The organism is Brevibacillus parabrevis (assembly GCF_003710905.1).
GTDB lineage: Bacteria > Bacillota > Bacilli > Brevibacillales > Brevibacillaceae > Brevibacillus > Brevibacillus parabrevis.
The window spans coordinates 181,442-206,024 of sequence record NZ_RHHV01000005.1; the positions used below are offsets into that span (position 1 = coordinate 181,442).

Sequence of the window (24,583 nt, forward strand, 5' to 3'; positions counted from 1 at the left end):
AAGCGAATCGCAACGGGAGGGATTGCTTGTGAAAGTGATCAGTGCGTGCCTGATCGGGTGTGAATGCCGTTATGACCAGAAATCGTGCCTGGACAGCGAGCTGGAACAACTGCTGAGGGAGGGCAAAGCAATCCCTGTCTGTCCTGAGCAGTTGGGTGGTCTGCCAACTCCCCGTCCGCCAGCGGAGATTGTCGGGGGCGACGGATACGATGTGCTGGATGGCCGGGCAAAAATTATCGACAACACAGGCCGCGACGTGACGGCCGAATTTTTGGCGGGAGCACAGCAGGCGCTCAGGCTGGCGACAACTGTCGGGGCAACTTCTGCCATTTTGAAGGAAAACAGTCCGTCCTGTGGCAGTTCGTTTGTGTACGACGGCCAATTTTCGGGGAAAAAGGTGTCGGGCATCGGCTTGACCGCCGCCTTGTTCCGCAGAAACGGGATAGAAGTCCAGTCGGAGCGGGACTAAAGCGAAACAGAAGAACAAAGCGGGTGGAGAAAACTTTTGCCTGCGATGCCATGAAAAGCCCGTGTACGCAGCGATTGCTCTGTACGCGGGCTTTTTGTGCTGGCTGACTCCTCATGAGCCATTCACGATTTTTCCAGCAAGCGCTCCAACTTTCTTTGCTGTTCCTTGCGCTGCTTTTTGACAAGCTGGTCTTCTTCTTTGAGCGCTTTTAGCAAGGAGTAGCACATCAAAACCATGATGACGGCAAAAGGCAGGGCAGCGACGATCGAGGCGGTTTGCAGCCCTTCCAATCCGCCGCTGAGCAACAGCACGACGGCAATGGCCGATTGCAGGATGCCCCACGTAATTTTGACGCGATTGGACGGATTCAGCTTGCCGTCCGACGACAGCATGCCCAGGACAAAAATAGCCGAGTCCGCCGAAGTGATAAAAAAGGTGATGACCAAAAGCGTTGCGACTACGGCCAAGATGTAGCCCATGGGAAGCTGCTCCAGAGCGAGAAACAGGGCAGTGGAAATATCGTTCTGCACAGCTTGCCCGATCTGGGCCTGATCAAAAATCTCCAAATGCAGCGCGGTTCCCCCAAACACGGAAAACCAGATGAAGCTGAGCAGGCTCGGCACGAGCATGACGCAGATGACGAACTCTTTGATTGTGCGCCCTTTGGAGACACGGGCGATGAACATGCCGACAAACGGTGCCCAGGCAATCCACCAGGCCCAGTAAAACAGCGTCCAGTTCGCCACCCATGTTCCTTGCGTGAACGGGGTGAGTCTGAGGCTCATGGAGACAAGGTTGTTCAAGTAGCTGCCAAGGGTGCTTGTGAAAGTATCGAACAGAAACGAGGTCGGCCCCAGGACAAGCGTGAGGAAAAGCAAGGTCAATGCCAAAATCAGGTTGGTGTTGCTGAGGTACTTGATCCCTTTGTCCAGTCCGGTCGTTGCGGACACGAGAAACAGCACGGTAATGACTACGATAATGGCGATTTGCACGAACAAATTGGAAGGCACGCCGAACAAGTGGGTAAAGCCTCCGTTAATTTGCAGCGTGCCCAGCCCGAGGGAAGTGGCAACGCCAAAAGCAGTCGCAATGACAGCGAGCACATCAATGCCTTTGCCGATCGGGCCGTTTACTTTGTCGCCAAGCAGGGGGAGAAAAGTCGAGGAGATCAAGCCTTTTGCCCCTTTGCGGAACTGAAAGTAGGCGAGGGCAAGCGCAATGACGGCGTATATTCCCCACGGATGCAAGCCCCAGTGGAAAAAGGCGTAACGCAAGGCCGTCTGGGCGGCTTCGGTCGTTTGTCCGGTCACGCCCGCCGGGGGAGCAAAGTAGTGCGAGATCGGCTCTGCCACTCCCCAAAAAACAAGCCCGATGCCCATTCCAGCACTAAACAGCATGGCAAACCAGGTCGGCAAGGAATATTCCGGCTCGTCGTCATCGCCGCCGAGCGGAATTTGTCCATAGCGGCTAAACGCGAGAAACAGGCAAAAGATCAGAAAGCCGAATGTGACGATCAAGTAAAACCAGCCAAAGTTCGTCGTGGTCATCTTCAGCACCTGCGCGGCTGCACTGGCGAACAGCTCCGGCGAGATAGCGCCGAACAAGACGATCAGCACCACGATCACGATAGAAATGAAAAAGGTCATACGGTTCCTCCCGGGACAGGCAATATGGCGATAGTTTATCGTCCCGCGAGATTTCCGAGATTATTCCAATGAGATGGCATTAGACATACGGCAGCCTCTACGAAAACGTCTCAATGAACCGCTTGGCGGCTTTGGACAAATGCCGCCCGGATTGCCAGACGACAGCCGCGGACGAGTAAATAGAAGTTCCCGCGAGCCTGATTCCGCGGATTTGTTCGCTCTGATGCGTCTCCCAGGCGGAGATGGGGACGATCGACGAACCGACGGAAGCGGCGACCATGCTGACGATCAGCGAGATATCCGGACACTCGCAGATGACGTGCGGCTCCACGCCCAGCCGGGAAAATTCTTTCACGATCAGATCGTAGATGCCCAGCCCGGGAAGGCTTGGCATGATCAGCGGCAACTGGGCGATTTCACGCATGTGAATCTCGCTGCGATCTGCATAGGGCGAGTCTGCCGGGACGATCAGGACGAAAGCTTCCTCTTCGAGCGGAATCATGGTGCAGTTGTTGAGCGAGTGGGGCAGCCGGACGATGGCGACCTCAATCGTGCGCCGCTCCAGCCATTGATTGAGCAACTGGGTGTCGCCTTTCCAGACTTTATACGTAATGAGCGGGTATTTTTGCTGGAACAGGCGAATTTGCCCCGGCAGGCGATAGGCGGACAGAGCGCTCACCCCGATGGACAGCGTCCCGCGAATCCCTTCCCCCGTTTCTTTTACTTCGGACAAAGCTTCTTCCATTTGGTGCACGATATTCAGCGCCTGTCTGTACAGAGTGAGTCCGGCTTCCGTCAACTCCATCCGTTTTCCGGAGCGCTCCACCAGTACGACTCCCAGCTCGTCCTCCATTTGCTTGAGCTGCTGACTCAGCGGCGGTTGGGCCATGTTCAGCCGCTTTGCCGCCCCCGTAATCTGCCCTTCTTCCGCGATCGCGATAAAGTAGCGCAACTGCCGTATATCCACGTAGCTTCCTTCTTTCTGTTGTCATCTATATGATTTCGATATGAAAAGCAGATTTTCTTGATATTTTTCATATTGTTGTCGCTATGATAGCATATTTTTTACGTGAAAGTTGGAGAAGACAACGAAGAAAGAAGGGAAATATACGTGCGTACGTGGCTGGAAAAACTTTTTCACTTGCGCGCTTGCGACACGACGTTTCAAAGGGAACTTATCGCCGGATTTATCGGCTTTGTCACCATTGTCTACATTGTTGCCGTAAACGCTTCGATTTTGCAGGATGCCGGAATACCGATGGAAGCGGGCATTCTCGCAACGGTACTGACCGCTTTTATCGGCTCGCTCTTGATGGCCTTCTGGGCGAATGCGCCGATCATTCTCGTCCCTGGGATGGGGATTAACGCGCTGTTCACTTATACGCTTTGCCAGTCGATGGGGCTGTCCTGGCAAGAGGCGCTGGCAGCCGTATTCGTTTCCGGGTTGATTTTTACCGTCATCGCCTTTACCCGGGTGGCGACGATTTTGTCCAATGCGATTCCTACGTCGCTGAAAGAAGCGATCACCGTGGGCATCGGTCTGTTTTTGACCTTTATCGGGCTGCAAAAAGGCGGCCTGATCGTCACCAACCCGTCCACATTCGTGGCGCTCGGCGATTTGTCCAGCCCGCACGTGGTAGTGACGCTGGTCACGTTGTTGCTTACGCTGATCTTGTTCGTGCGCAATGTCCCGGGCAATTTTTTGATCGGGATTGCGGCGGGAACCGGATTGGGTTTCTTGCTCGGGGTTGTTTCGCCGGGTGAAGGCGGCAGCTTCTCGTTTGCGCAGTACGGGCAAGTTTTTGCTGGCATGTCGTTTTCCGCCATCTGGACTTTGCCATTCTGGATCGCCACTTTTTCGCTGGCAATGGTGATCGTGTTTGAAAATATCGGATTGCTGCACGGGCATACAGCGATGTTCGGCCAGCCGCAAAAGTTTCGCCGCTCCTTGCAAGCAAACGCCTTGTCGGCAGCCATCTCGGGGATTATGGGAACCAGCCCGACGGTCGCTACGGTTGAGACAGCCGCAGGTATCGCCGCAGGTGGGCGCACAGGCTTGACCACGCTCGTGACCGGAACGCTTCTGCTGTTCTCGCTCGGCCTGATTCCGGTCGTGAAAATGATCCCGGATGGCGCCGTTGCTCCTGTGTTGATCATCATCGGGGCGTTGATGCTGCAAAATGTGCAAAACATCAACCTGAAAGACTTTTCCGAGGGCTTCCCGGCCTTCCTGATCATCGCGATCATTCCGCTGTCCTACAGCATTGTCGACGGAATCGCTTTTGGCTTCGTGGCGTACCCGCTGATGAAGCTCGCGCTGGGCAAACGCCAGGAAGTGCCTGCTCTGCTCTACGTGATCGCCGGACTGTTTTTGCTCAACCTGATGCTGCCGATTTTGGCGTGAGACAACGATACCCTGACGTAAATAGTCGGGGTATTTTTTTGTCTCGTTTGGGCGTGATGAAAAATTGCCTTTTGATAAAGATGAAATTACATAAAAAAGAGAGCATGCCTGTGTTAAGAAGAGGTTTCTATACGATATTACTTATTTGTGATATAATTTTAAAATGTAAATTTTATACAAAAATAGAAAGCGGGTAGATTCTAATGAGAAAAATTATTTTAGTTTTTCTGATTATTATTGCTGTTGTCTTAGGATTGCTTGCTAGAGATTTGTATAACTATAATTCTGCTACTGAAGCATTAAAAAAGATAAAAGTTGAGTATGAGGAAGATGGAACTACGATTAATGAAAGGGATAAAATAAGCATAAATTTAAAAATATCAGGAGTACCTCAAACAGGAGAGACCAAAATAATTATTCATGCAGACAATAGGTACTTAGAATTAGCTCCAGAGAGTTTCAAGCAAGCCGAAGGAGTCAGTTTTGAAGGGATGAAAGGAGGATATGAAGAGTCTGTATTTTCAGTTAGTCATGATGTGGAAATTCGATTGACATACTGGAAGAAAGGAAATAACTCTGCTCCACTCACCTCAGTTTATTCTTCCTTTGTGACAGAAGTGGATAACTACATTCTGAGCGATACAATTCTTTTTAGTGATATGTATCCATTTTCCTATTAAAAAAGTTACATAACTTAAATAAAAGAAGCTAAAAGCAAAAATAGCGGTTAGGTTATATAGCCTAACCGCTATTTTTGTGCAAATAAGATTATTTAATTATTTTAATCGTGTAGTAATCACTATGCGTTATTTCTGTATAATAATTGAGTAGTAGAGAATAGGAGTTGTATTTTGATCTGTATTTAAAATAACCATTAAAATTAACTTTTTTGCTTCCAGTGCTTATTGAAGAGGGCGTATCCATAAAATATTTTACAACAAAACCTGGAGCGGATTTAGGATTAACATCAAATTTTCTTTCATCTAGGTAACCAGAAGGGGAATAGGCTGAATTCCATGTTAATTTGTAGAGTAAGTTATCTGTACCTGATCCTGTTATTGTAACATCGTGAGCTCTCACAGTAATAAATTGTGTACCCACGTATTGTCCTAAGTACATTGGGATTTGGAACTCTGTTGTTGAATTGCTAATTGGCTCTACAGTGTTAAATACAAGAGGCGCATTAGTGTATACTCTTGTTCTGAAATCAACAATATCATGGTATCCAGTGTAATCAATCCCTTCTTTTTTTAATTTTGTTTCAATGTCCTTAATTTTTGTACCCCATCTAAATGCGTAATTATTACCAGCGTCTATATGTGTTGTCTCAGGCCCTTGAATTAAGTATCTATAGCCTTCTCCAGACCCACCTTGTAAATCGCTATAATAGGAGTCTTCTTCACTAAAAGATTTTAGAGCATTATTAGATAAGCTAAGTACAATAGGTTTTCTTTCTGTTTCAATTCTATATTTTTTTATCTCAGAAGAATTTCCATCAAATATAAAAGTATTTGCATTTATTGGTTCTTCATTGTTTTCCAAGTATTCATAGATGTTAATGGTTGATTTATAGTCATTGTCTGATACTTTTTCTACTATTGCTTCAAATTGAATCAAGTCATTATTAGAATCTTTTCCAATAAAATAGTAAGCTTGATCTTCAGACAATACTTTATCTAATTCTCCTATTAAATTGTAGGAAATCCCTTGTTCTAAATTCTTAATCTTGGCTGAAAACAATTTTTCATTCACGTTAAACATTCCTTTTACATCTACACCGTGTTTTTCAGTTGTTATTTCTTCCCCTGTTGCTTCATTGTACTCCGTTTCTGAAGTGATTGACTCAAGGTGACCTACTGTCCTTATATTGAAATTTTTTTCTGCTGCCATACCACTAGGTGTAACCACTAAGGAAGATACAAGAGCAAAAGCTATAACTAAACTACTTATTTTTTTCATACTTATTACCTCCTTTATAATAAGTGAAATATTACCATTAATTATTTTTGTTGTAAAATATTGTTTAGGAGTTCATTTCCAATTATTAATATTTTGAAACTTTTACTTTGGCTTTCATACGTCTCTTAATAGCTATCTTTAAAATAAATAGGGTGCATAGTTTTCTAAAGCGTTTTTCATAGATGAGTCTTTGACAGGTTCTTGAGACCTTTGGTATCAAGGGCTAGAAAAGCATAAAAAAGACTTCACCTTCTTGGAGGTTTTCAAGCGACCAAGCACGAAAACTTCGAGAAAGGTGAAGTCACTTGTGCCAATACGTAAAAGAATTAAGAAGCATTCCCCCCAAGGTGCAACGGGGCACAGCCGCGAAGCGATTTTACGGGCTTTGTTGATGGCGCCGCGCGAAGGCACTTTTTAATTTATTGCCCTTCACCTGAGATTTATCAGTGATTTACGTTTGCGTTATCAATGTGGGTTTCCCATCGATCATCCGGTTCCATCCATTGCAACATTTAGATTTGAAATGGCGTACGCAGGCGACGACAGAAACGATCTCAAATTTCACTGCCCTCATGTGATGGGAAAAGTAAAGTTTCCACACGGTTCGAACTGGTGCTCCTCATCCAAATACGGAATGGTAGTAAAAGTGAACGGCACCGATGATCTCCACAAATTTTCATTGTCACATCGGGACACAAGAAAATTGGAGGAATCTGTATAATGAACGAGCAGGTGTAGAGCGATGCAATGCCTGTTTCAAGGAAAACCTGACAGCCAATGATTTTTATGTCGGCGGCATTCAAAAAGTGAAAAAGGGGAGGAAACAAATGCTCCAGCTAAAACAAATCCATGAACTGACGGATGATGTGGCGTCCGTCATCACAGCGAGCATTTTCAACCCGACCGAGGAAAAACTGAACGTGCTCATGCGGCTGTACAAGTCCGACCCGAACCGGATTTTGTACGCTTTCGCGGAAGGCGAAAAGCTCGTGGCGATCATTGGACTCAAAATCAATCGCACGGAAAATACCGCCGTCATTTTACATATCGCTGTCGAAGAAGCAAAAAGAGGAAAAGGAATCGGACGCAAACTGATTGACGAGGTACTGCAGCAGCATTCGTTTGCTGCCCTGCAAGCGGAGACAGACCAGGACGCAGTCGCGTTTTATCAGGCGTGCGGCTTTGCCGTGGAGAGCCTGGGGGAGCTGTACCCCGGGACGGAACGTTTTTTCTGTGTCAAACCAAACAGTCATGACCGTGTCGTTTGAGCGCAAGCCGTCACACCCCATTGCATAAAAAACGCCGAGACGTTGTTCACAGAAAAAAGACACCTGCTGCACCTGATCGGGCAAAAGGTGTCCTTTTCTTTTTCATGGCTCACGAAGTCTAGAGGCTCGGCTGGCTCAGATGCTTGAAAGCTTAGCGCTTCACCAGCACGAACGCTTTTTTCACTTCATCCAGCGTCATGACCAGCGAGAGAAACTTTTTGCCTTGGTCTGTTGCCGGGTCGAATACGCTGTCCTGAGGCAAAGCAGCTGCATAGACCGTGTTGGTAGCGGGATCTTGCGCGATTTCGTAGCCGACTGGCGGCTCGTCAGGGTTGTTCAGCTTTTTCCAGTCGTTTTTGTCAAAAGCGTAGATGACGACGACAGCCGCCTGATCTTCCGTTTTGCTTGCGTTGAACTGGAAGGAAGTCACGCTTTTGGCTTCCGGCAAGTAAGGGTCTGCGTTCGGGCCTGTCCGCTCGTCAATCAGGATGTTGCCGTTCCAAGACTTTGGCGCGAGAAAAGCATACGCGGAGTCATGGCTTTTAAAAGAACCTTGGTACACTTGCTTTTCCGTTTTGGTCGGCTCGAAGTGGGCGCTCATCAATTCCCATTTGTTTTGGCTCCATTTCCATTTCGACTGGAGGTAGCCGCGAACGTCCGCATTGTAATCTCCGGTCAGGCGCTCTGTGCCTTCCAGAACGTACAGGCCGTTTTTATTGTTGTCGATCGGTTTCAGCTGGACGAATCCGCCGCCGAGCACACCTGCCTTGTTTTTATCCAGTCCAGGCAAGCTGAGCTTCTCGGCTTTACCGTTTTTCAGCGTGTAAATATAGTTGGTGGTATAGCCGCCGCTGCCGCCTGTATCAGCCGAAACCATGATTTCGCCTTTTTTGTCGTAAGTGAAATCTTGCACGGACAGCTTTGGCTCATAGCCGCTGTCTTTGAGGTCAATCGTCACGGACTTTTTCGTTTGGCCGTCTGTCACTTTGACAGTGAGATCGCTCACGTACGGGCTGTTTTTCTCCTTTTTGCCATACAAGGCGATCGTGTCGGCTTTGTTGTCGCCGGTAACGTCTGCTGTTTTTTGCGAGAGCACCTGCAAGTTTTTCGGTGCAGAGCTTGTGCTTGCGGCATCGGCAGTCAGGGCTTGTCCGGTGAAAAGCACCGAAGTGAGCACCGTTCCGGTTACGATTTTGTTCCAGTTGTTCATGATGAAAATCCTCTCCTGTCTAGATGTTTGTTCGTGGTGTGTGTGGTGAGTGAGTTCGTGTCTTGCTATGCGTTCATTATGTACGAAGCAGATAGCGAAATGGTTACAACCGGATGACATCGTGCTGACAAAGGAGTAACAGGACATGCTTGAAGGAGCGTTGTCATGAAAAATAGCACGTGGAAAACGACAGCGAGCGACATGCGGCGCGGCAAGCCGGAGGGGGAGGGAGTGGGAACCTCGCCAAGATATCATTGCGAAAACAAGCAAATCCAAGTACAATGTTGGAATGCCCAAAAAGGGCCGCGGTTCGCAAAACTCCCGCGTTATCAAAACTAGGAGGCATTATATATGTTTAATCTTACACTTGGAGTCTTTTTCGCTCTGGTGAATTTCGGGCTGTTTCTGCTCTGCTACCGCCTGTTCGGCCGCATGGGGCTGTATGCCTGGATCGGGATGGCTACGGTGCTCGCCAACATACAGGTGGTGAAAACCATCGAAATGTTTGGACTGGTCATGACATTGGGCAACACGATTTACGCGTCGATTTACCTCGTGTCAGACCTGCTGAACGAAAAGTATGGGGAGAAGGCAGCGAAAAAGGCAGTCTGGTTCGGATTTTTTACCTTGATCGCGACGACGATCATTATGCAGCTCGTGCTTGTATTTGAGCCGCAAGAGACAGACATTTCGCAGCAATCGCTGGAGACGCTGTTCGGTTTGATGCCGCGGCTTGCGCTGGGCAGCCTGTGCGCGTATTTGCTCAGCCAGTTTGTCGACGTGAAAATTTACTCCTGGCTGAAAAAGAAATGCCCGGGCCGCAATCAGCTGTGGATTCGCAACAACGGAAGCACCTTGTTTAGCCAATTGCTCGATTCCGTTACTTTTTGCACGATTGCTTTTCTCGGCGTGTACCCGATGGAAGTATGGTGGCAAATTTTGCTGACTACCTACCTGATCAAATTTGTCGTATCGGCCGCTTCCACGCCGGTTCTCTATATCGCCCGCAGTATGAAAGTTCCGGAGGATTAAGTGAAAAGACAGAAAAACCGCCAAAGCATCGTGCTTTTTGGCGGTTTTTGTTGTGTGTATAATGGAAGGATTATACATTGTTTACATCAAATTTACATACAGTTCAGATTGATTGTTTACGATGTTCATAGCTTTCGTTTCGTATTTTGGAGAGGAGGAATGAAGAAAGAATGTCACACAAAAACCAAGGTTTTCGCCGTTTGCCCAAGCTGGCGCTAATCGCAGCTGTGGTTGCGGGCGCGGTTTTGCCGACGGGATGGCTGCCGCAGGCAAAGGCGCAGCATGCCGATCATATCGTGATCAGCGAGGTGTACGGGGGCGGGGGAAACAGCGGGTCCCATTACAAAAATGATTTTATCGAGCTGTACAACCCGACTAGCACACCAGTATCTCTTAACGGCTGGTCGGTGCAATACGGTTCTGCCAAAGGAACAGGCGCCTGGCAAAAGTCCAGTTTGACTGGCACGATTGCCCCGTACGGCTTTTATTTGGTCAAACAGGCGGCAGGCACAGGGGGCATAGCAGAGCTTCCCGCACCAGATGATACAGGGACGCTGAACTTGTCCGGCACGGAAGGAAAGGTTGCGCTGGTCAGGAGCGGAACCGTTTTGACCGGAACCGATGTGTCATCCCCTGATATCGTCGATCTGGTCGGCTTCGGAGCAGCCAATGCGTATGAAGGCGCAGCACCTGCTCCGGCTACGACGGCCTCCACCAGTGTCTCCCGCAAAAGCAACGCCGACGGCATCGCGCCAAACGGCGGAAACGGCTGGGATACGAACGATAACAGCGCCGACTTCATCGCGGGTGAGCTGACGCCAAAAAACACGGCGAGTCCGGCGGAAACTCCGCCTGCGACAGATGTCACCGAGAAGCCGAGCGGCAGAGGGCTGTTGTTTGACAACACGAATCCGGCGGCAGCCACCATTCGCGGCTATGTTCGCCCGAATGTCACGATCAAAGTATACGCAGCCCAGCCTACGGGAAGCGAAACAGCTCTGGCTGAACAAGCAGCAGACCAAGCCGGGCAAATCGATTTGACTTTTGCCAATCCCAATCCGGGGGCAACGGCTGTCTATCTCACGGCAAAAGAAGGCAGCAAACAGGAAAGTCAGGGCGCGGAACTGGTTCCAGCAGCCACAAGCCCTGCCATCGCAGTAGACAAAGTCAGTTTGCAGCAAGGGGGGCAGACAGCCGAGCTGAAGGGCCAGGCAGGAGCGGCAGCGGGCAAGGCGATTCTTCGCGCGTATGACGCTCCCGGCGGAAACAGCTTGTTGCTCGGCGGCAGTCCGACAGGAAGCGCAGCGGACAACGGGGCCTTTTCCTATTCAGTTCAAGTTCCCGATCAGCTGGAAAAAGTGTACGTGACGCAGCAGCTTGCGGACGAGCGCGGCCAGATGTTCGAAAGCGAGCCTGTAGCCGTGGCGAAGGCTGTGCTTGCGCCGAGCGCGATTGCCGAAGCGAGAGTTTTGGCCAAAGGGACAACAGCCATGATTGAAGGAACCGTCACAGCCATGTTCGAGGCAGGCGGGCAGTTCAACGTCTACATGCAGGATGACACAGCCGGGATTGTCCTGCGCGCGCCAGGACTTGCGGGCAAGATCGAGGTCGGAGACAAAATTCAGGCGATCGGAAAACTGAACGACTACTACGGGCTTGCCCAGTTGGAAGCGGCTGCCGATCAGGTCACGGTCGTAGAAAAGCAGGCAGGCGTGCCAGCACCGCAGTTGGTTACCTCGGCCGATTTTGCGGCAAGCACGGGAGAAGCAATCGAAGGCAAGCTGGTCACAGTTCACCAAGTTACGGTAAAGTCCGTACAAAGCGGAAACTACACGCTGCAAGACGCGCAGGGAAGCTTTCTGTCGCGTCCATCGCCAGCGCTTCTTTTGGAAAAGGACGTGACCTACGCCAGCATCACCGGGGTCGTCAATTACGATTATAACGAGTACAAACTTGTGCCGCGCACGGCGGCTGATCTGGTAGAGGATGCGACCACAGTGCCGACTGTGACAGCGTATCCGCAAGGGCCGCTGATCGCCGCAGGCACCAAAGTAACTTTGTCTACGTCTATGGCCGATGCGAAAATTTACTACACGACAGACGGTTCGCCGCCGACTCGCGCCAGTGCCGTCTATACAGCCCCGCTCCAGATTGATGCGGACACGACGATTCAAGCGCTTGCAGTCAAAGAAGGCTTTACGGACAGCAAAGTCGCCACGTTCCGTTACACGATCCAAAAAGACAACATTCGCATTCATGATATCCAAGGAGCTTCGCACCAATCGCCGATGGCGGACGGCACGGTAAAAGCCGTTGCGGGAATTGTCACGGCGGTCGTGAAAAGCGGCGGAACGGTCCAGGGCTTCTACATGCAAGACACAGCTCCCGACGATGATCCGCGTACATCAGAAGGAATTTATGTGTATGAGCCGAAAGCAGCCGTCAAACCGGGCGATGAAGTGAGCGTCGACGGGACTGTGAAGGAGTATGTGCAACAGAGCAGGGCGGCCACTGACCTCACGCAGACGCAGATTGATGCTGCGAAAGTCACCGTGACGAAACCGGATCAGTCCTTGCCAGACCCGATTGTGCTCGGAAAAGGAAATTACCGCTATCCAAAAAGGGTCATCGACAACGACAGTCTGGGCAAGTTCGATCCGGAGGAGGACGGCATTGATTTTTGGGAAAGCCTCGAAGGGATGCTGGTTCAGATCGACAATCCAGTCGTGGTCGGGGAGACAAAAGTTTTCTCCAACCCGGCAAGCGTTGAGTTCGTCATCATTGACGACCAGGCGCACCCCGATCAGCCGCGCACGCCAGCGGGCGGAGTTTTGCTGCAAGCAGACGATTTTCACCCTGAGCGCATTACGGTAGCGGACAAATTCGAGCCGATCTTGGATCATCCGAAGGTTGGCGACACTTTTTCCGAACCGTTGGTAGGAATTGTCGATTACAGCTTTGCGAACTACAAGCTGTATCACACCAAAACGTTTTCCGTACAGGCAGGCGAAAGCGAGCCGACTGTGACCAAACTGTCTCCGAAACCGGATAAGCTCGTGATCGCTTCCTACAACATCGAGAACTTTTCAGCGAAAACGGATTCAGACAAAATCGGGCGCATCGCGGAAACGATCGTGGAGAACATGAAAGCGCCGGATATTATCGGTGTCGTAGAGATGCAGGACAACAACGGGCCGACAGACAACGGTGAGACGGATGCTTCCAAATCGGCGCAAGCGTTGATTCAGGCCATCGGGCAAAAGAACGGGCCTGCTTACCGCTACGTCGATATCGCTCCGCAAAACAACCAGGACGGCGGCCAGCCAGGCGGGAACATTCGCGTCGGATTTTTCTACAACCCGGATCGCGTGCAACTGGCAGACGGCGCAGCGGGAACAGCAACAGAAGCGGTGCAGGTCGAGTCGCGCAACGGAGCGCCGCACCTCACACTCAATCCGGGCCGGGTCGATCCGAACAACGAGGCGTTCGCGTCCAGCCGCAAGCCGCTGGCAGCCGAGTTTGTATTCCAGGGCCAATCCGTGTTTGTCATCGCCAACCATTTTAATTCCAAGGGCGGAGATGGGGCGCTGTTTGGCAAAGATCAGCCGCCGAAGCTGGTGAGTGAAGCACAGCGGATGAAAATCGCCGGCGTTGTGAACCGCTTTGTCAAACAGATTCACGCAGCAGACGCCAAGGCAAACGTAGTTGTTTTGGGTGACCTGAATGACTTCCCGTTCTCCAACCCGGTGAGAGCTTTGGCGGATGGAGCTTTGACCAACATGGTCGAGACGCTGCCGCCGGGCAGACAATACACGTATGTGTACCAAGGCAACTCGCAAGTGCTCGATCAAATTTTGGTCAGCCCGCATCTGGAACCGAACGCGAAGGTCGATATCGTGCATATCAATGCCGGGTTCACAGAGCGTCAAGGCCGGGTAAGCGACCATGATCCGGTGCTTGTGCAGCTCGATTTGCAAAATCAAGGCGAGCACGAAACGACAGCGCAGGAAGTAGCAGACAGTATTACACGCATCGCCCAGCCAGCAGCCGGAGCGACCAGACTTGTTCTGCCGCAAGTGCCGGCAAAATTTGCGCTTGCGATCAAGTCGTCGAGCGACACCGATGTCGTAGCGCTGGATGGCACGATCACGCCGCCGAATCGCGCGACGAGTGTAGAGCTGATTTTGCAAGTAACCAGGCTGTCAGATCAATCGACTGCCCTGACCCAAACGCTTGCGGTGCAAGTGCCTGCCAAACCGACAAGCCCGTCGATTCCGCCAGTCACCCCGCCAGACACGACACCGACGCCGGAAAAGCAGAGGGAGCTGAACAAGCAAGCGGAAAACGCGATTTTGTCTGCAACCGACGAGGAAAGCATTGTGAAACAGGTGAGTCTCGTTCTCGGCAGTTTGGAAAAGCTGCTCCAATCGAAAAAGCCGGAGCCAGCGGACAAGTGGGATACAGTTTCCGATACGATTTCAACGGTGCTGGCTGCTGTAATGGAGCAGGCCGAACGTGAGGTCATCCGGGAAGCGACATTGCGTGATTTGACCGAATCATTTTTGCAAAAAGCGTTTGATCCTCTTGTCAGCGAAAAAGGGGAGGACGAAGAGCTTGCCAGACTCGGGCTTGCTGCCTTGACGAACTTTGCCAAAACGGCGCTCGCCCCACTCGATGCAGAAGATATCTCAAAAGATGCTGCGAAACGCGTTCGCGTCCTGGCTGAAACGCTGCTGAAACAGGCTGGCACAATCGAGGTCGAGCCTGGAGCCGAGATCAAGGCGTCAGACGAGCAAGTGGAGGAATTGCTGGAAACGCTCGGCGATTTCCTTGTGGCGATCAAGGATGTGAGGGAAAAAATCGGCTTCACGCCTGCGTTGTTCATCCAGATCGAAGAGGAGGCAGTAGAGGCACCCGAGGAGGATGATGCCGATACAGAAGATCGCCTCCAGAGCAAACAGGCAAGGCAGGAAGAGCAGCAGATTTCACTGGATCAGCAACTGGTCGAAGTGTTGAAGAAAAAGGAGATCGGCGCAAGACTGACCGTACCTGGCGGGGCATGGGTGGAAGTGCCGGGAGCGTATTTTGCGGCGGAACGGGCCAGAAAATTCGCCCTCTCTTTGACGGAAGCAGAAGGAAACGGGTGGCAAGGCGTTCCCAATCCGGGCGAAGCCTACCTGTTGCAAGCGTGGAGTAACGGAAAAGAACTGACCAGCCTGGGCAAAGCAGGCTTCACGCTCGGATTGCCCGCTGCAACTGACGGCGACGACAAGCGGCAAGTTTACACGTACCGGAACAAAAAGTGGAAGACGGTAACCGGAGCCAAGGGCAAGCCGATCAAGGTGACACAAGAGGATGACATGGCCGTGTTCCCGGTGCAATCCGCTGCGGCTTACGTCGTCGGAGATGCCGCTTTGGACAAACTCGAAGTCAAGGCAAAATCGCTAAAGCTCGTACCTGGAGAGGAGCTGCAGCTTGAAGTCCTCGCTACTTACGGCGACGGAAGTTCAGAAGAAGTGACGGATGCAGCAGGAATCCAGTTCGAGTCGAGCGTGCCCGAGCAGGTGGAGGTAGACGAGACAGGACGGATTCGCGTCTTGGCAGATGCCTCTGGGGGTACAAGGGCAACGATCACGATCCAGTATGAAGGCAAGACGGTGAAGGTGTATGTGTTTGTGCGAAATGTAGAAACTAGCCAATGAGCGAAAAGCTCCTCTGTCAAACAGGGGAGCTTTTTCTTTTTTGCTGCGTACCAAACAAAATCCAATCGTATCAAGCAGTTATGGCCGGGAGAAAAGCTTTATTTTCAGGCAAATGAAAAAATGAGTTGTCTTCAGCAAACGAAGTGCGCTATAGTAAAAACATAAAATTTAATAAATGATAATCAATTATCAAATATTGATAATGGAACAAGAGTCAGTCCTATGCTAATCTGTTAGGAGGGATATCACACTACGAAAGAAGGATACAAGATCAGATGAGTGCAGAGAAAACCTTGGACATTTTGGATTTGTTCGATTTTGACACAAGAGCGTTGAACGTACCGCAAATCGCCGAGAAGTTGGGACAGCCGCAAAGTTCTGTCTATCGTCATCTGCGTTTGCTCAAAGAAAAAGGCTATATCATGGAATCGGCCAACGGGTACTACAGCCTGGGCTACCGTTTTTTGAAGCTGGCGAAAATCGTCCGCCTGGACATGAACATAACAGCCATCGCGCAGCCTGTGATGAGGCAATTGACCAAGGAGACAGAAGAGACGTCGATTTTGCTGGTGTACTCCAACATGCATGCGGTCTGTCTCGAAACGATTGCGTCTCATCAGCCCATCAAAGTTTCGTCGGAGCAAGGACAGATTGTTCCGTTGTACGGCGGGGCATCTTCCAAGGCGCTGCTTGCCTTTCTTGCAGAGGAGATCGTGGAAGAGCTGTACGGGAAAGGGTTTGTGCGCAAACATACCGAGCAGACGATCACCGATCTCGCCGTCATGAAACAAAATTTGGCTGAAATCAGAGAGAAGGGGTACGCCTTCTCGGATGGGGAGATCGATGAAGGCGTCGTTTCTTACGGTGTACCCATCCATGATTCCGATCAGCAGGTTGTCGCTTCTTTGAGCATTGCCGGACCTCGTGGACGGATGCTGGAAAAAGACGAAAAGGAACTGGTTGCCCATCTGATGGCAGCGGCAGAGTCGATTCAGCGCTATCTGTAAAGATAGGTGGGAGAATACAATGGAAAAATACGATTTGGTTGTTCGCGGGAAGATGGTACGAGAAGATCAGGTGACTTTGGGACAGATTGGGGTCAAGGACGGGAAGATTGCCGTTATCGAGTCGCCGGATGCGGTTCTTGTGGCGGATAAGGTGCTGGATTTTGCCAACGCCTACGTGTTCCCGGGAACCATCGATGTTCACGTTCACTGTTTCAGCAATCCGAACGAAGGATTTATCCCGACGAGCATGTCTGCGGCAGCAGGGGGAATCACGACATTTCTGGACATGCCCTACGACCTGCCAAATCCGATTTCGAATGTAGAAATCTTTGAAAAAAAGGTAAAACAATTGGAGCAAGAAGCAGTCGTGGATATATGTCTGTGGGGCACCATTTCCAAAACGAACGGGACGGATCAGATCGTGCCGCTCGCGGAGGCTGGCGCCGTCGCTTTCAAAATGTCCACGTTTGAGACTGATGCGTACCGTTTTCCGCGCATCCCGGACCCGGAAATTATCAAGGCGATGGAGCTGATCAAAGAAACGGGACTGCGCGCAGCTTTTCACTCCGAAAATGACGAAATCATCGTCGACATGATCGAGGAGTATAAACAGGCAAACAAAGTGTACCCAAAAGCGCATAATGAGACGCGCCCGCCTGTCACCGAGACAAGCGCCGTGCTCAAGCTGATGGAATTTGCCTATTGGACAGGCGTGAAGCTGCACATCGTCCATGTCAGTCATCCGCGTACGATCGATTTGATCAATGCTTTCAAGGCGCAAGGCGTCCAGGTGACGAGCGAAACTTGTTATCCGTACTTGCTGCTGGACGTGAATGCACTGGATCAGTTCGGACCGAAAGCGAAAAACAATCCTCCGCTGCGCGAGCCAGAGGAAGTGGCAGGGTTGTGGAAGCACCTCCAGGACGGGAATATCGAACTGATTTCCTCCGACCATGCGCCATGGGGAGCCGAGCACAAAAATCCGGGCAATGACAACATTTTCAAAGCGGCATCCGGTTTGCCAGGCGTGGAGATCATGACGCCGCTGATGTTTGCTGCGACGGTAGCAAAAGGCACGATGACCCCTGTCCAGTTCGCCAAAGTAATGGCGCAGCATCCGGCAGAAGTGTTCCAGATTCCGGGCAAAGGGAAAATCGCGGTAGGCTACGATGCCGATTTTGCCGTGATTGATCCTGACCAGACATGGGTAATTGACGAGACTCGCTTCCGCTCTCATTCGAAAATGTCGCCGTTCCACGGCCAGGAAGTGAAGGGCAAAGTCATTCAGACGATTGTGCGCGGGACGACTGTGTACGACGGCGAAGAGGTCACTGTCGAGCCGGGCTTCGGTTCGTTTGTTCCCGGTTCCGCTTACAAGGGAGCGGCTGTTGGGGGGCGCAACCATTGAGCATGGAGCGATTTACAGACATGTTGAGCGAACTGCTCGACTTGCGGCCGGAAGACATCCCTGACGAGACGATCGAGCGGGCTACGTGGATGATTGCGGATACGCTGTTTGCTGCCTGCTACGGCTTCGCTTCGCCAGAGCTGAGCGCCTATTTGGAAAACGTGGCTTTTGCCGAGCGGGACGAACTGCACGCCGTTCCCGTATTTGGAACCGGATTGTATACGACGAGTGCGCAGGCAGCGATGCTGTACGGCACTGCGATCGTAACGAATGAGCTGGATGAGGGCAACCAGTTTGCAAAAGGGCATCCTGCGGCGCACATGCTCGCGCCTGCCCTGATTACCGCCCTGGAGCACAAGGCGTCAGGCGCAGAACTGATCCGTGCCTTTGCCATTGGCTATGAAGTAGCAGCGCGTCTGGCTTATGCGAGCAACATGAATGACGACATGCACCCGCACGGAACGTGGGGAATTGTCGGGGGAGCGGTTGCCAGCGGCCTTTTGCAAAAAAAGTCCAGGCAGCAAATCATCGAGGCGGCGCTGCTCGCTGCCTCGCTCCCGCTGGCAACGTCTTGGGAAGCAGCCGTCACGGGGATGACGGTTCGCAATCTGTATGCCGGGATCGGCAGTTTTCTGGCGTTGCAGGCGTGGGAGTTCCAGGCGGCCGGTTTTGCAAGCAGCGAGCATGTCGTCGACCATCTGTGGGGAACGATTTTGTCCAAAGGCATCCGGTATGAGCTGTTCCAGACGGATTTGTGGGCACCGCCCTTGTTGAACAAAAATTACTTCAAGCTATACCCGTCTTGCCGTTTTTCCCATTCCGCAATCGATGCCCTGCTTGCTCTCCAGCAAGAAATGGAGCTGCAAGCAGCGCAGATCGACTTCGTGCAAGTAGAGACGTACGGTTTGGCGGCCCGCCTGGACGATCCAGATCCGGCGAACGCTTTGGCGGCGAAGTTTTCCATCCCGTTTTTGCTCTCCGTGCTCATTCACGGCCATTCGCTGTACGATTGCTTCTCTGGAGCCCTGTTCCAAGACCGTTCTGTCCGCGAGCTGGCAAAAAAAATACGCGTGACGGAAAGTGCCGAAATGACGGCGCTGCTGCCAGCCAAGCGTGCGGCGAGAGTGACGGTTGCGACGCGCGAAGGCACAACGAAAAGCGTCTACGTCGATGCGGCATCGGGGGGATTCGATCAGCCGTTTCCAACAGAATTGCTGCGCGACAAATTTACCAGCATGCTCGGACGATGGAAGGCGGATGTATCCAGCAAGATGATCGCAGAAGCCTTGCTGCTGCCAGAGCGAACGTCCGTCAGCGAATGGCTGGAGCGGATCGAAAGTTGGTCAGTGGAAGGATGAAGACAACATGACACGAATGCGCATCAACCTCGAACGGTTGAAAAACAACTTGATGGAAGTGGGCGCGGTTGCCAATGCAGGAACAGCAGGCTATACCCGGCTGGCCTACTCCGCCGAGGAAAAAAGGGCGCTTGCCTGGCTGCAAGAAAAGATGTCCGCACTGAAGCTGACGGTAAACGAAGACAGCTTGGGAAACGTGACTGGTCGGTGGGGAGCTGCGGGAGTACCCGCCATTGTGTTTGGCTCCCACCTCGATACGGTGCCAAACGGCGGATTGTACGACGGAGCGCTCGGCGTCATCGTCGGACTGGAATGTATCCAGACATTGCAGGAAGCAGGCAGCCTGCCGGAAGTGCCGCTAGAACTGGTTGGTTTTGTAGGCGAGGAAGCCAATCTTCTCGGAGGCACATTTGGCAGCAGAGCAGTCGCAGGATCAATCGAACAGTCGGAAGATTTTGACAAAAAACTGCGTCAGTTGAACTTTACATGGTGCGACGTTGCAGGCGCCAAGCGCAGTAAAGACGACTACCATTGCTATCTGGAACTGCACATTGAGCAGGGAGCCCTTTTGGAAACCAATCAAAAGCGAATCGGCATTGTGACAGCCATTGCGGGAATCCTGAGACTAGCCGTGAAAGTAAAGGGGCAGGCCAGCCACTCCGGCACGACACCGATGCATCTGCGCCATGACGCCTTGCTTGATGCGGCGCGCTTGATCCAGGAGGTCAACAGGCTCGCTGTCGCAGCGAACAGCGATATTGTGGCAACGGTTGGCGAAATAGCTATTTCGCCCAATCTGGCAAACGTCGTGCCAGGCGAAGCCGATCTCAACATTGAAATTCGCGGCAGCAACTGGGAGGAAATGAAGGGGATTGAGGAGCAGATTCGGAACTGGTCGCAAGCCAATATCGCGGCCCGGATCGAGGTGGACGTGGAAAAGCGGCCAAACGCGCTCTCGCCGCGGATTCAGGCGAACATAGAGGCAGCGTGCCAGCAACTAGGCGAGTCTTACCAGTACATGTTCAGCGGGGCCAATCACGATGCCAACTCGCTGACGGCTGTTACCGACGTCGGCATGATTTTCGTTCCCAGCAAGGACGGGGTTAGCCATCATCCGGATGAGTTTACGTCTTGGGAAGACATTGAGGCTGGAGCCAATGTCATGCTGGAAACGCTGCATTTGTTGATGAAAACATACGGACAGGCCCAATAAAAACAGTCACAGAGCAGGCGAACGGAGCGCTGGCCATTTTTACCGGAACGGCTGTAAACGACCGGACCGGGCGGCTGGTCTCCTGTTGCCTGCCACGAAAAGGGGGCTACATCGATGAAAGTGTATTATTTGCTCGGCTTGCTGCCGTTTCTGGCAATTCTTGTCGGCACAGGATTTGTCAACCGAATGGAACCATTCGTTTTCGGACTTCCTTTCCTGCTGTTCTGGTTCTTTTTCTGGACGATTATGTCCTCTGTCATCATGTGGATCATTTTCAAGCTCGATCCGATTAACAAACAAGAGGAGGAAACCGAATGAACAGCGCGATGTGGATCATCTTCGGGGCGTTACTCGTCAGTCTGTTGCTGGGCATCATGGCCCGCAGGGGAAAAGACATGAGCATGGAGCAATGGGCGATTGGCGGCAGGGGATTCGGCAGTATTTTCGTGTTCCTGCTGTTGGCGGGTGAGACGTACTCGATTTTTACCCTGCTCGGCACGAGCGGTCTGGCTTATTCCAAAGGCGCAGTCGGCTTTTATCTGATCGCTTTAACGACTTTGGGCGCGATTACGTCCTACTGGCTGTTGCCCCCGATCTGGCGGTTCGCGAAGAAACACAACCTCGTGTCCCAATCCGAATTTTTTGCCGTCAAATACAACAGTCCCGTGTTGGGCGTGTTTGTGACGATTGTCGGCGTAGTCGCCCTTGTCCCTTATATTGTTCTGTTGTTCAAGTCGATGGGTATACTGGTGTCCGCCACTTCGTACGGAGCGATTTCTCCTACCGTAGCGATCTGGATCGGGATGATCGCCTTGGTCGTTTACGTCATGATTTCCGGCATCCACGGTTCTGCCTGGACTTCCACGGTGAAAGACTTTCTGATTTTCTTTGTCATCCTGTTCCTCGGTATTTACTTGCCCGTGCATTACCATGGCAGTTTTCAACATATGTTTGAAACGGTCAGTGCGGCCAAGGAAGGGATTTTGACCTTGCCGGACAAAGGCATGAGTCTCTCCTGGTTCATCTCCACCGTAGCGATCAGCGCTTTCGGCTACTTCATGTGGCCGCATAACGCACCGACGATTTTCGCAGCCAAAAATGCGCGGACATTCCGTACCAACGCCATTTTGCTTCCGCTCTATGCGATCATGATTTTGTTCGTCTACTTTGTCGGCTTTACCGCCATCGTTCAAGTGCCTGGACTTACGGGGCCAGACGGCGATTACGCGCTTTTGCGCCTGTCGATGAAGACGTTTGATCCGTGGTTTGTGGGCATCATCGGTGCTACAGGCTTGTTGGCTACCCTCGTGCCCGGCTCCATGATGCTGATGTCTGCGGCTACGATGCTGACGAAGAATGTATACGGTTACATGTTTCCCAAGGCCGAAGGGGCCAACTCTGCCCTGATTGCCAAAAGCTTCGTGATCGTCCTGTCCCTCGTGTGCACGATGATGGCTTTGGGCGAGAACAACACGCTTGCCACTTTGTACCTCACCTCGTTCAGTTTGGTGACCCAACTGGCTCCGGCCCTGTATTGCAGCTTGATGAAGCGTAACCAGATTACGAAGCAAGGGGCGTTCCTGGGCATTTTCTTCGGGGTAGGAATCGTCTTGTACATGACGTTCACCAAAACGACCATGGCCATGCTGTTCGCGGGCTTCCCCCAGTGGATTCAGGATTTGAACAACGGGGTTTTCGCTCTCGTGGTCAACATATTCGTCATGGTTGCTGTCAGCTTCGTTACCAAAAAGGCGGCCGATGCGAAGCAAGTAACGCAGTATTCGTAGTCGCCTTTGCCAAAAGAAAACGGGTCGGGAGATATATCCCGGCCCGTTTTTTGCGTGGTTCTTGCTGTCGGTCAGCGAGCCATGCCCATCGCTGTTTCGACTTTGTGCAGCATCTCGTTGGCAGCATCATTGGCTTTTTTGGCTCCGGCAGAGAGAATGTCATCCAGCTCGGAGGAGTGGAATAGCTGCTCGTAGCGCTCCTGGATCGGACGCAATGTTTCCACCACGACTTCGGCCAGGTCGGTCTTGAAAGCGCCGTAGCCTTTGCCGTCGTACATCGCTTCGATCTCTTGCAGCGATTTGCCGGAGCAGAGCGAGTAGATGGTCATCAGGTTGGAGACAGCTGGCTTTTCTGTCTTGTCATAGCGCACAGCGCTGTCGGAATCGGTCTGCGCACGCTTGATTTTTTTCGTGATCGTAGCCGGGTCATCCAGCATGGAGATGAAGCCGCCCTGGTTCGGATCGGATTTGCTCATCTTTTTCGTGCCATCGGCGAGCGACATGATGCGTGCGCCCGTTTCCGGCAGGCGAACTTCCGGAATGGTGAAAATTTCTCCGTAACGGTTGTTGAAGCGGGTTGCCAGGTCGCGTGTCAGCTCCAGGTGTTGCTTCTGGTCTTCGCCGACCGGAACGAGGTCAGTGCCGTACAGGAGAATGTCTGCCGCCATCAGTGGAGGATACGCCAGCAGTCCGGCAGGGATCGACTCGCCGCGTCCGTCCGATTTGTCCTTGAATTGGGTCATGCGCTCCAGCTCGCCGAGGTACGCCGTGCAAAGCATGATCCAGCCGAGCTTGGCGTGGGCCGGGACTTCCGATTGGATGAACAAGGTCATTTTGTTCGGATCGAGGCCGACTGCCAGGTAGAGGGCTGCGAGACGACGAATGTTTTCGCGCAAAACAGCCGGCTCTTGCGGCACAGTGATCGCATGCTGATCGACGATGCAGTAATAGCAGTTGAACTGGTCCTGCAACGGAACAAAATGCTTCATGGCGCCCAAATAGTTGCCGAGGGTCAAGATGCCGCTGGGCTGAATACCGGAAAAAATGGTTTTCATGATAGATGCTGCTCCTTTCCAAATGGGGAAATAAATGATGGAAATACAAAAAGGTCCATCCGCCCTGGACAGGGACGAATGAACCGTGGTGCCACCCTTGTTATTTTGCACAGGAAACAATCATGCGCAAAATCGCTTTGTTCCGTACCGTTTTGATACGGTGTCCTTTGTAACGTACGGACGTAACGCCAAAGCCTACTGCCGCTGCGAACAAGCCGGGTTCGGTTTGGAGCTCGGAAGCCCATTCATCATTCCCTCAACACTGATTCGCACCAACCATCAGCTCTCTGTCGTCTCGAAAAATGACTACTCTTCTTCCTCATTGCCATTAAAAAGATACCCTTTGAGCAATCATTTTACGCAGTGCCAATCAAAAAAGCAAGAGGGGATTGACAAAATAAGCCAAAAAATGTAAAAGTAACTCATGAGTTATATAACTGTTGAGTTACTTTTGGGGGTGGGGAGATGGAGGAGAGCAAATTGCCAAAAGGCGAGCAAAGCCGTGGCCGACTGCTTGCGGCGGCAGCTTCTGAATTTGCGGCGAAAGGGTTTCATCGCGCGCGGGTGAGCGACATCGTCAAGGCGGCGGGGCTGACGCAAGCTTCCTTTTACCAGTATTTCGAGAGCAAGGAAGGGCTGTACCAGCAGCTTATGGACGAATTTTTTTCCCGGCTGTGGGAGCTTGCTGACGGAGGGAGCAAGGTAACGGCGTTGGGCAAAGCAGACGTCTTCGACCAGGTGCGCGAAAATCTCGTCGCTCTGTTTAGGTTCTTTCAGGAGCGGCCCGAATTGACGCAGATTGTCCTGTATCAGGCGGAAGCAGGAGAGGAGCTGCACCGCAAGCTGGCAGCGATGGTAAGCGCCAACTTGCGGCAAAATCAGGCTGCCGGACACGTCCGCGCCGCTTTGTCGCCTGAAGTGGCCGCAGAAGCGATGGTCGCCGTATGCTACCGGCTGACGGCCCGCTTTTTGCTGACCGGGGAAAAGCCGCCCGAGCAGCTCGCCGACGAAGCCGTATGCTTTTTGGCGCACGGAATTTTGCAGGAAAAGCGATGAGGAGGATGG

At 51.8% G+C, this 24,583-nt stretch carries 18 protein-coding genes and 1 other annotated feature; of the genes, 13 read left to right on the forward strand and 5 right to left on the reverse strand.

Translation table 11 applies throughout. The annotated features are described in order from the left end of the window. Nucleotides 1–28: 28 nt before the first annotated feature. A complete protein-coding gene (locus EDM60_RS04245) occupies nucleotides 29–469 on the forward strand; it encodes a 2-thiouracil desulfurase family protein (RefSeq protein ID WP_122962830.1) in 441 nt (146 codons plus the stop codon). A gap of 122 nt (nucleotides 470–591) precedes the next feature. Here EDM60_RS04245 and EDM60_RS04250 read toward each other — a convergent pair whose 3' ends face one another. Continuing rightward, nucleotides 592–2,115 carry a glycine betaine uptake BCCT transporter gene (locus EDM60_RS04250; protein ID WP_122962831.1) on the reverse strand — a complete coding sequence of 508 codons (1,524 nt, stop codon included), beginning with the start codon at nucleotides 2,113–2,115 and terminating at the stop codon, nucleotides 592–594. Between the two features lie 97 nt (nucleotides 2,116–2,212). Then, the gene (locus EDM60_RS04255) at nucleotides 2,213–3,082 is read right to left on the reverse strand and encodes a LysR family transcriptional regulator (protein WP_122962832.1); all 870 of its coding nucleotides are present in this window, start codon (nucleotides 3,080–3,082) and stop codon (nucleotides 2,213–2,215) included. Nucleotides 3,083–3,226: 144 nt separating this feature from the next. Here EDM60_RS04255 and EDM60_RS04260 point away from each other — a divergent pair, with 144 nt between their 5' ends. After that, a complete protein-coding gene (locus tag EDM60_RS04260; RefSeq protein WP_122962833.1) occupies nucleotides 3,227–4,519 on the forward strand; it encodes an NCS2 family permease in 1,293 nt (430 codons plus the stop codon). 203 nt (nucleotides 4,520–4,722) lie between these two features. Then, nucleotides 4,723–5,199, forward strand: coding sequence for a hypothetical protein (locus EDM60_RS04265; RefSeq protein ID WP_122962834.1), 477 nt, complete (start codon nucleotides 4,723–4,725; stop codon nucleotides 5,197–5,199). A gap of 88 nt (nucleotides 5,200–5,287) precedes the next feature. Here EDM60_RS04265 and EDM60_RS29060 read toward each other — a convergent pair whose 3' ends face one another. Next, nucleotides 5,288–6,478 carry a hypothetical protein gene (locus EDM60_RS29060; protein ID WP_217364955.1) on the reverse strand — a complete coding sequence of 397 codons (1,191 nt, stop codon included), beginning with the start codon at nucleotides 6,476–6,478 and terminating at the stop codon, nucleotides 5,288–5,290. An 827-nt stretch (nucleotides 6,479–7,305) separates the two neighbouring features. On the opposite strand from EDM60_RS29060, the gene EDM60_RS04280 reads away from it, so the two are divergent. Beyond that, nucleotides 7,306–7,746: a GNAT family N-acetyltransferase gene (locus EDM60_RS04280; protein WP_122963249.1), complete on the forward strand. Its 441-nt coding sequence runs from the start codon at nucleotides 7,306–7,308 to the stop codon at nucleotides 7,744–7,746. 151 nt (nucleotides 7,747–7,897) lie between these two features. On the opposite strand, the gene EDM60_RS04285 is transcribed toward EDM60_RS04280, so the two are convergent. Beyond that, nucleotides 7,898–8,956 (reverse strand): hypothetical protein, encoded by a 1,059-nt coding sequence (locus EDM60_RS04285; RefSeq protein ID WP_122962835.1) that lies wholly within the window; start codon nucleotides 8,954–8,956, stop codon nucleotides 7,898–7,900. Between the two features lie 351 nt (nucleotides 8,957–9,307). On the opposite strand from EDM60_RS04285, the gene EDM60_RS04290 reads away from it, so the two are divergent. From EDM60_RS04290 to EDM60_RS04325, 8 genes are all read left to right on the forward strand, one after another. Then, a complete protein-coding gene (locus EDM60_RS04290) occupies nucleotides 9,308–9,988 on the forward strand; it encodes a queuosine precursor transporter (RefSeq protein ID WP_122962836.1) in 681 nt (226 codons plus the stop codon). A gap of 170 nt (nucleotides 9,989–10,158) precedes the next feature. Next, nucleotides 10,159–15,690 carry a chitobiase/beta-hexosaminidase C-terminal domain-containing protein gene (locus tag EDM60_RS04295; protein WP_122962837.1) on the forward strand — a complete coding sequence of 1,844 codons (5,532 nt, stop codon included), beginning with the start codon at nucleotides 10,159–10,161 and terminating at the stop codon, nucleotides 15,688–15,690. A gap of 275 nt (nucleotides 15,691–15,965) precedes the next feature. After that, nucleotides 15,966–16,697 carry an IclR family transcriptional regulator gene (locus EDM60_RS04300; RefSeq protein WP_122962838.1) on the forward strand — a complete coding sequence of 244 codons (732 nt, stop codon included), beginning with the start codon at nucleotides 15,966–15,968 and terminating at the stop codon, nucleotides 16,695–16,697. A 19-nt stretch (nucleotides 16,698–16,716) separates the two neighbouring features. Then, nucleotides 16,717–18,105 (forward strand): dihydroorotase, encoded by a 1,389-nt coding sequence (locus EDM60_RS04305; protein ID WP_122962839.1) that lies wholly within the window; start codon nucleotides 16,717–16,719, stop codon nucleotides 18,103–18,105. A 2-nt stretch (nucleotides 18,106–18,107) separates the two neighbouring features. Next, nucleotides 18,108–19,463 carry an MmgE/PrpD family protein gene (locus tag EDM60_RS04310; protein ID WP_217021881.1) on the forward strand — a complete coding sequence of 452 codons (1,356 nt, stop codon included), beginning with the start codon at nucleotides 18,108–18,110 and terminating at the stop codon, nucleotides 19,461–19,463. Between the two features lie 7 nt (nucleotides 19,464–19,470). Continuing rightward, nucleotides 19,471–20,676 carry a Zn-dependent hydrolase gene (locus tag EDM60_RS04315; RefSeq protein WP_122962841.1) on the forward strand — a complete coding sequence of 402 codons (1,206 nt, stop codon included), beginning with the start codon at nucleotides 19,471–19,473 and terminating at the stop codon, nucleotides 20,674–20,676. Between the two features lie 114 nt (nucleotides 20,677–20,790). Next, the gene (locus EDM60_RS04320; RefSeq protein WP_122962842.1) at nucleotides 20,791–20,994 is read left to right on the forward strand and encodes a DUF3311 domain-containing protein; all 204 of its coding nucleotides are present in this window, start codon (nucleotides 20,791–20,793) and stop codon (nucleotides 20,992–20,994) included. Continuing rightward, complete coding sequence (locus EDM60_RS04325) at nucleotides 20,991–22,463, forward strand: sodium:solute symporter family protein (RefSeq protein ID WP_122962843.1); 1,473 nt, start codon at nucleotides 20,991–20,993, stop codon at nucleotides 22,461–22,463. Before EDM60_RS04320 ends, EDM60_RS04325 begins: the two co-directional genes overlap by 4 nt. A gap of 71 nt (nucleotides 22,464–22,534) precedes the next feature. Here EDM60_RS04325 and trpS read toward each other — a convergent pair whose 3' ends face one another. Then, nucleotides 22,535–23,518, reverse strand: a complete 984-nt coding sequence (gene trpS / locus EDM60_RS04330) for a tryptophan--tRNA ligase (protein ID WP_122962844.1) — start codon at nucleotides 23,516–23,518, stop codon at nucleotides 22,535–22,537. A 67-nt stretch (nucleotides 23,519–23,585) separates the two neighbouring features. Continuing rightward, nucleotides 23,586–23,850: a binding site (T-box leader), on the reverse strand. 133 nt (nucleotides 23,851–23,983) lie between these two features. On the opposite strand from trpS, the gene EDM60_RS04340 reads away from it, so the two are divergent. Then, nucleotides 23,984–24,574 carry a TetR/AcrR family transcriptional regulator gene (locus EDM60_RS04340; RefSeq protein ID WP_122962846.1) on the forward strand — a complete coding sequence of 197 codons (591 nt, stop codon included), beginning with the start codon at nucleotides 23,984–23,986 and terminating at the stop codon, nucleotides 24,572–24,574. The last annotated feature ends 9 nt before the right edge of the window (nucleotides 24,575–24,583 follow it).

Coding starts and splice junctions, on each gene's coding strand:
- EDM60_RS04250 (WP_122962831.1), bottom strand. CDS start 2,115: ATGACCTTTTTCATTTCTATCGTGATCGTGGTGCTGATCGTCTTGTTC.
- EDM60_RS04265 (WP_122962834.1), top strand. CDS start 4,723: ATGAGAAAAATTATTTTAGTTTTTCTGATTATTATTGCTGTTGTCTTA.
- EDM60_RS29060 (WP_217364955.1), bottom strand. CDS start 6,478: ATGAAAAAAATAAGTAGTTTAGTTATAGCTTTTGCTCTTGTATCTTCC.
- EDM60_RS04280 (WP_122963249.1), top strand. CDS start 7,306: ATGCTCCAGCTAAAACAAATCCATGAACTGACGGATGATGTGGCGTCC.
- EDM60_RS04285 (WP_122962835.1), bottom strand. CDS start 8,956: ATGAACAACTGGAACAAAATCGTAACCGGAACGGTGCTCACTTCGGTG.
- EDM60_RS04290 (WP_122962836.1), top strand. CDS start 9,308: ATGTTTAATCTTACACTTGGAGTCTTTTTCGCTCTGGTGAATTTCGGG.
- EDM60_RS04295 (WP_122962837.1), top strand. CDS start 10,159: ATGTCACACAAAAACCAAGGTTTTCGCCGTTTGCCCAAGCTGGCGCTA.
- EDM60_RS04300 (WP_122962838.1), top strand. CDS start 15,966: ATGAGTGCAGAGAAAACCTTGGACATTTTGGATTTGTTCGATTTTGAC.
- EDM60_RS04305 (WP_122962839.1), top strand. CDS start 16,717: ATGGAAAAATACGATTTGGTTGTTCGCGGGAAGATGGTACGAGAAGAT.
- EDM60_RS04310 (WP_217021881.1), top strand. CDS start 18,108: ATGGAGCGATTTACAGACATGTTGAGCGAACTGCTCGACTTGCGGCCG.
- EDM60_RS04315 (WP_122962841.1), top strand. CDS start 19,471: ATGACACGAATGCGCATCAACCTCGAACGGTTGAAAAACAACTTGATG.
- EDM60_RS04320 (WP_122962842.1), top strand. CDS start 20,791: ATGAAAGTGTATTATTTGCTCGGCTTGCTGCCGTTTCTGGCAATTCTT.
- EDM60_RS04325 (WP_122962843.1), top strand. CDS start 20,991: ATGAACAGCGCGATGTGGATCATCTTCGGGGCGTTACTCGTCAGTCTG.
- trpS (WP_122962844.1), bottom strand. CDS start 23,518: ATGAAAACCATTTTTTCCGGTATTCAGCCCAGCGGCATCTTGACCCTC.
- EDM60_RS04340 (WP_122962846.1), top strand. CDS start 23,984: ATGGAGGAGAGCAAATTGCCAAAAGGCGAGCAAAGCCGTGGCCGACTG.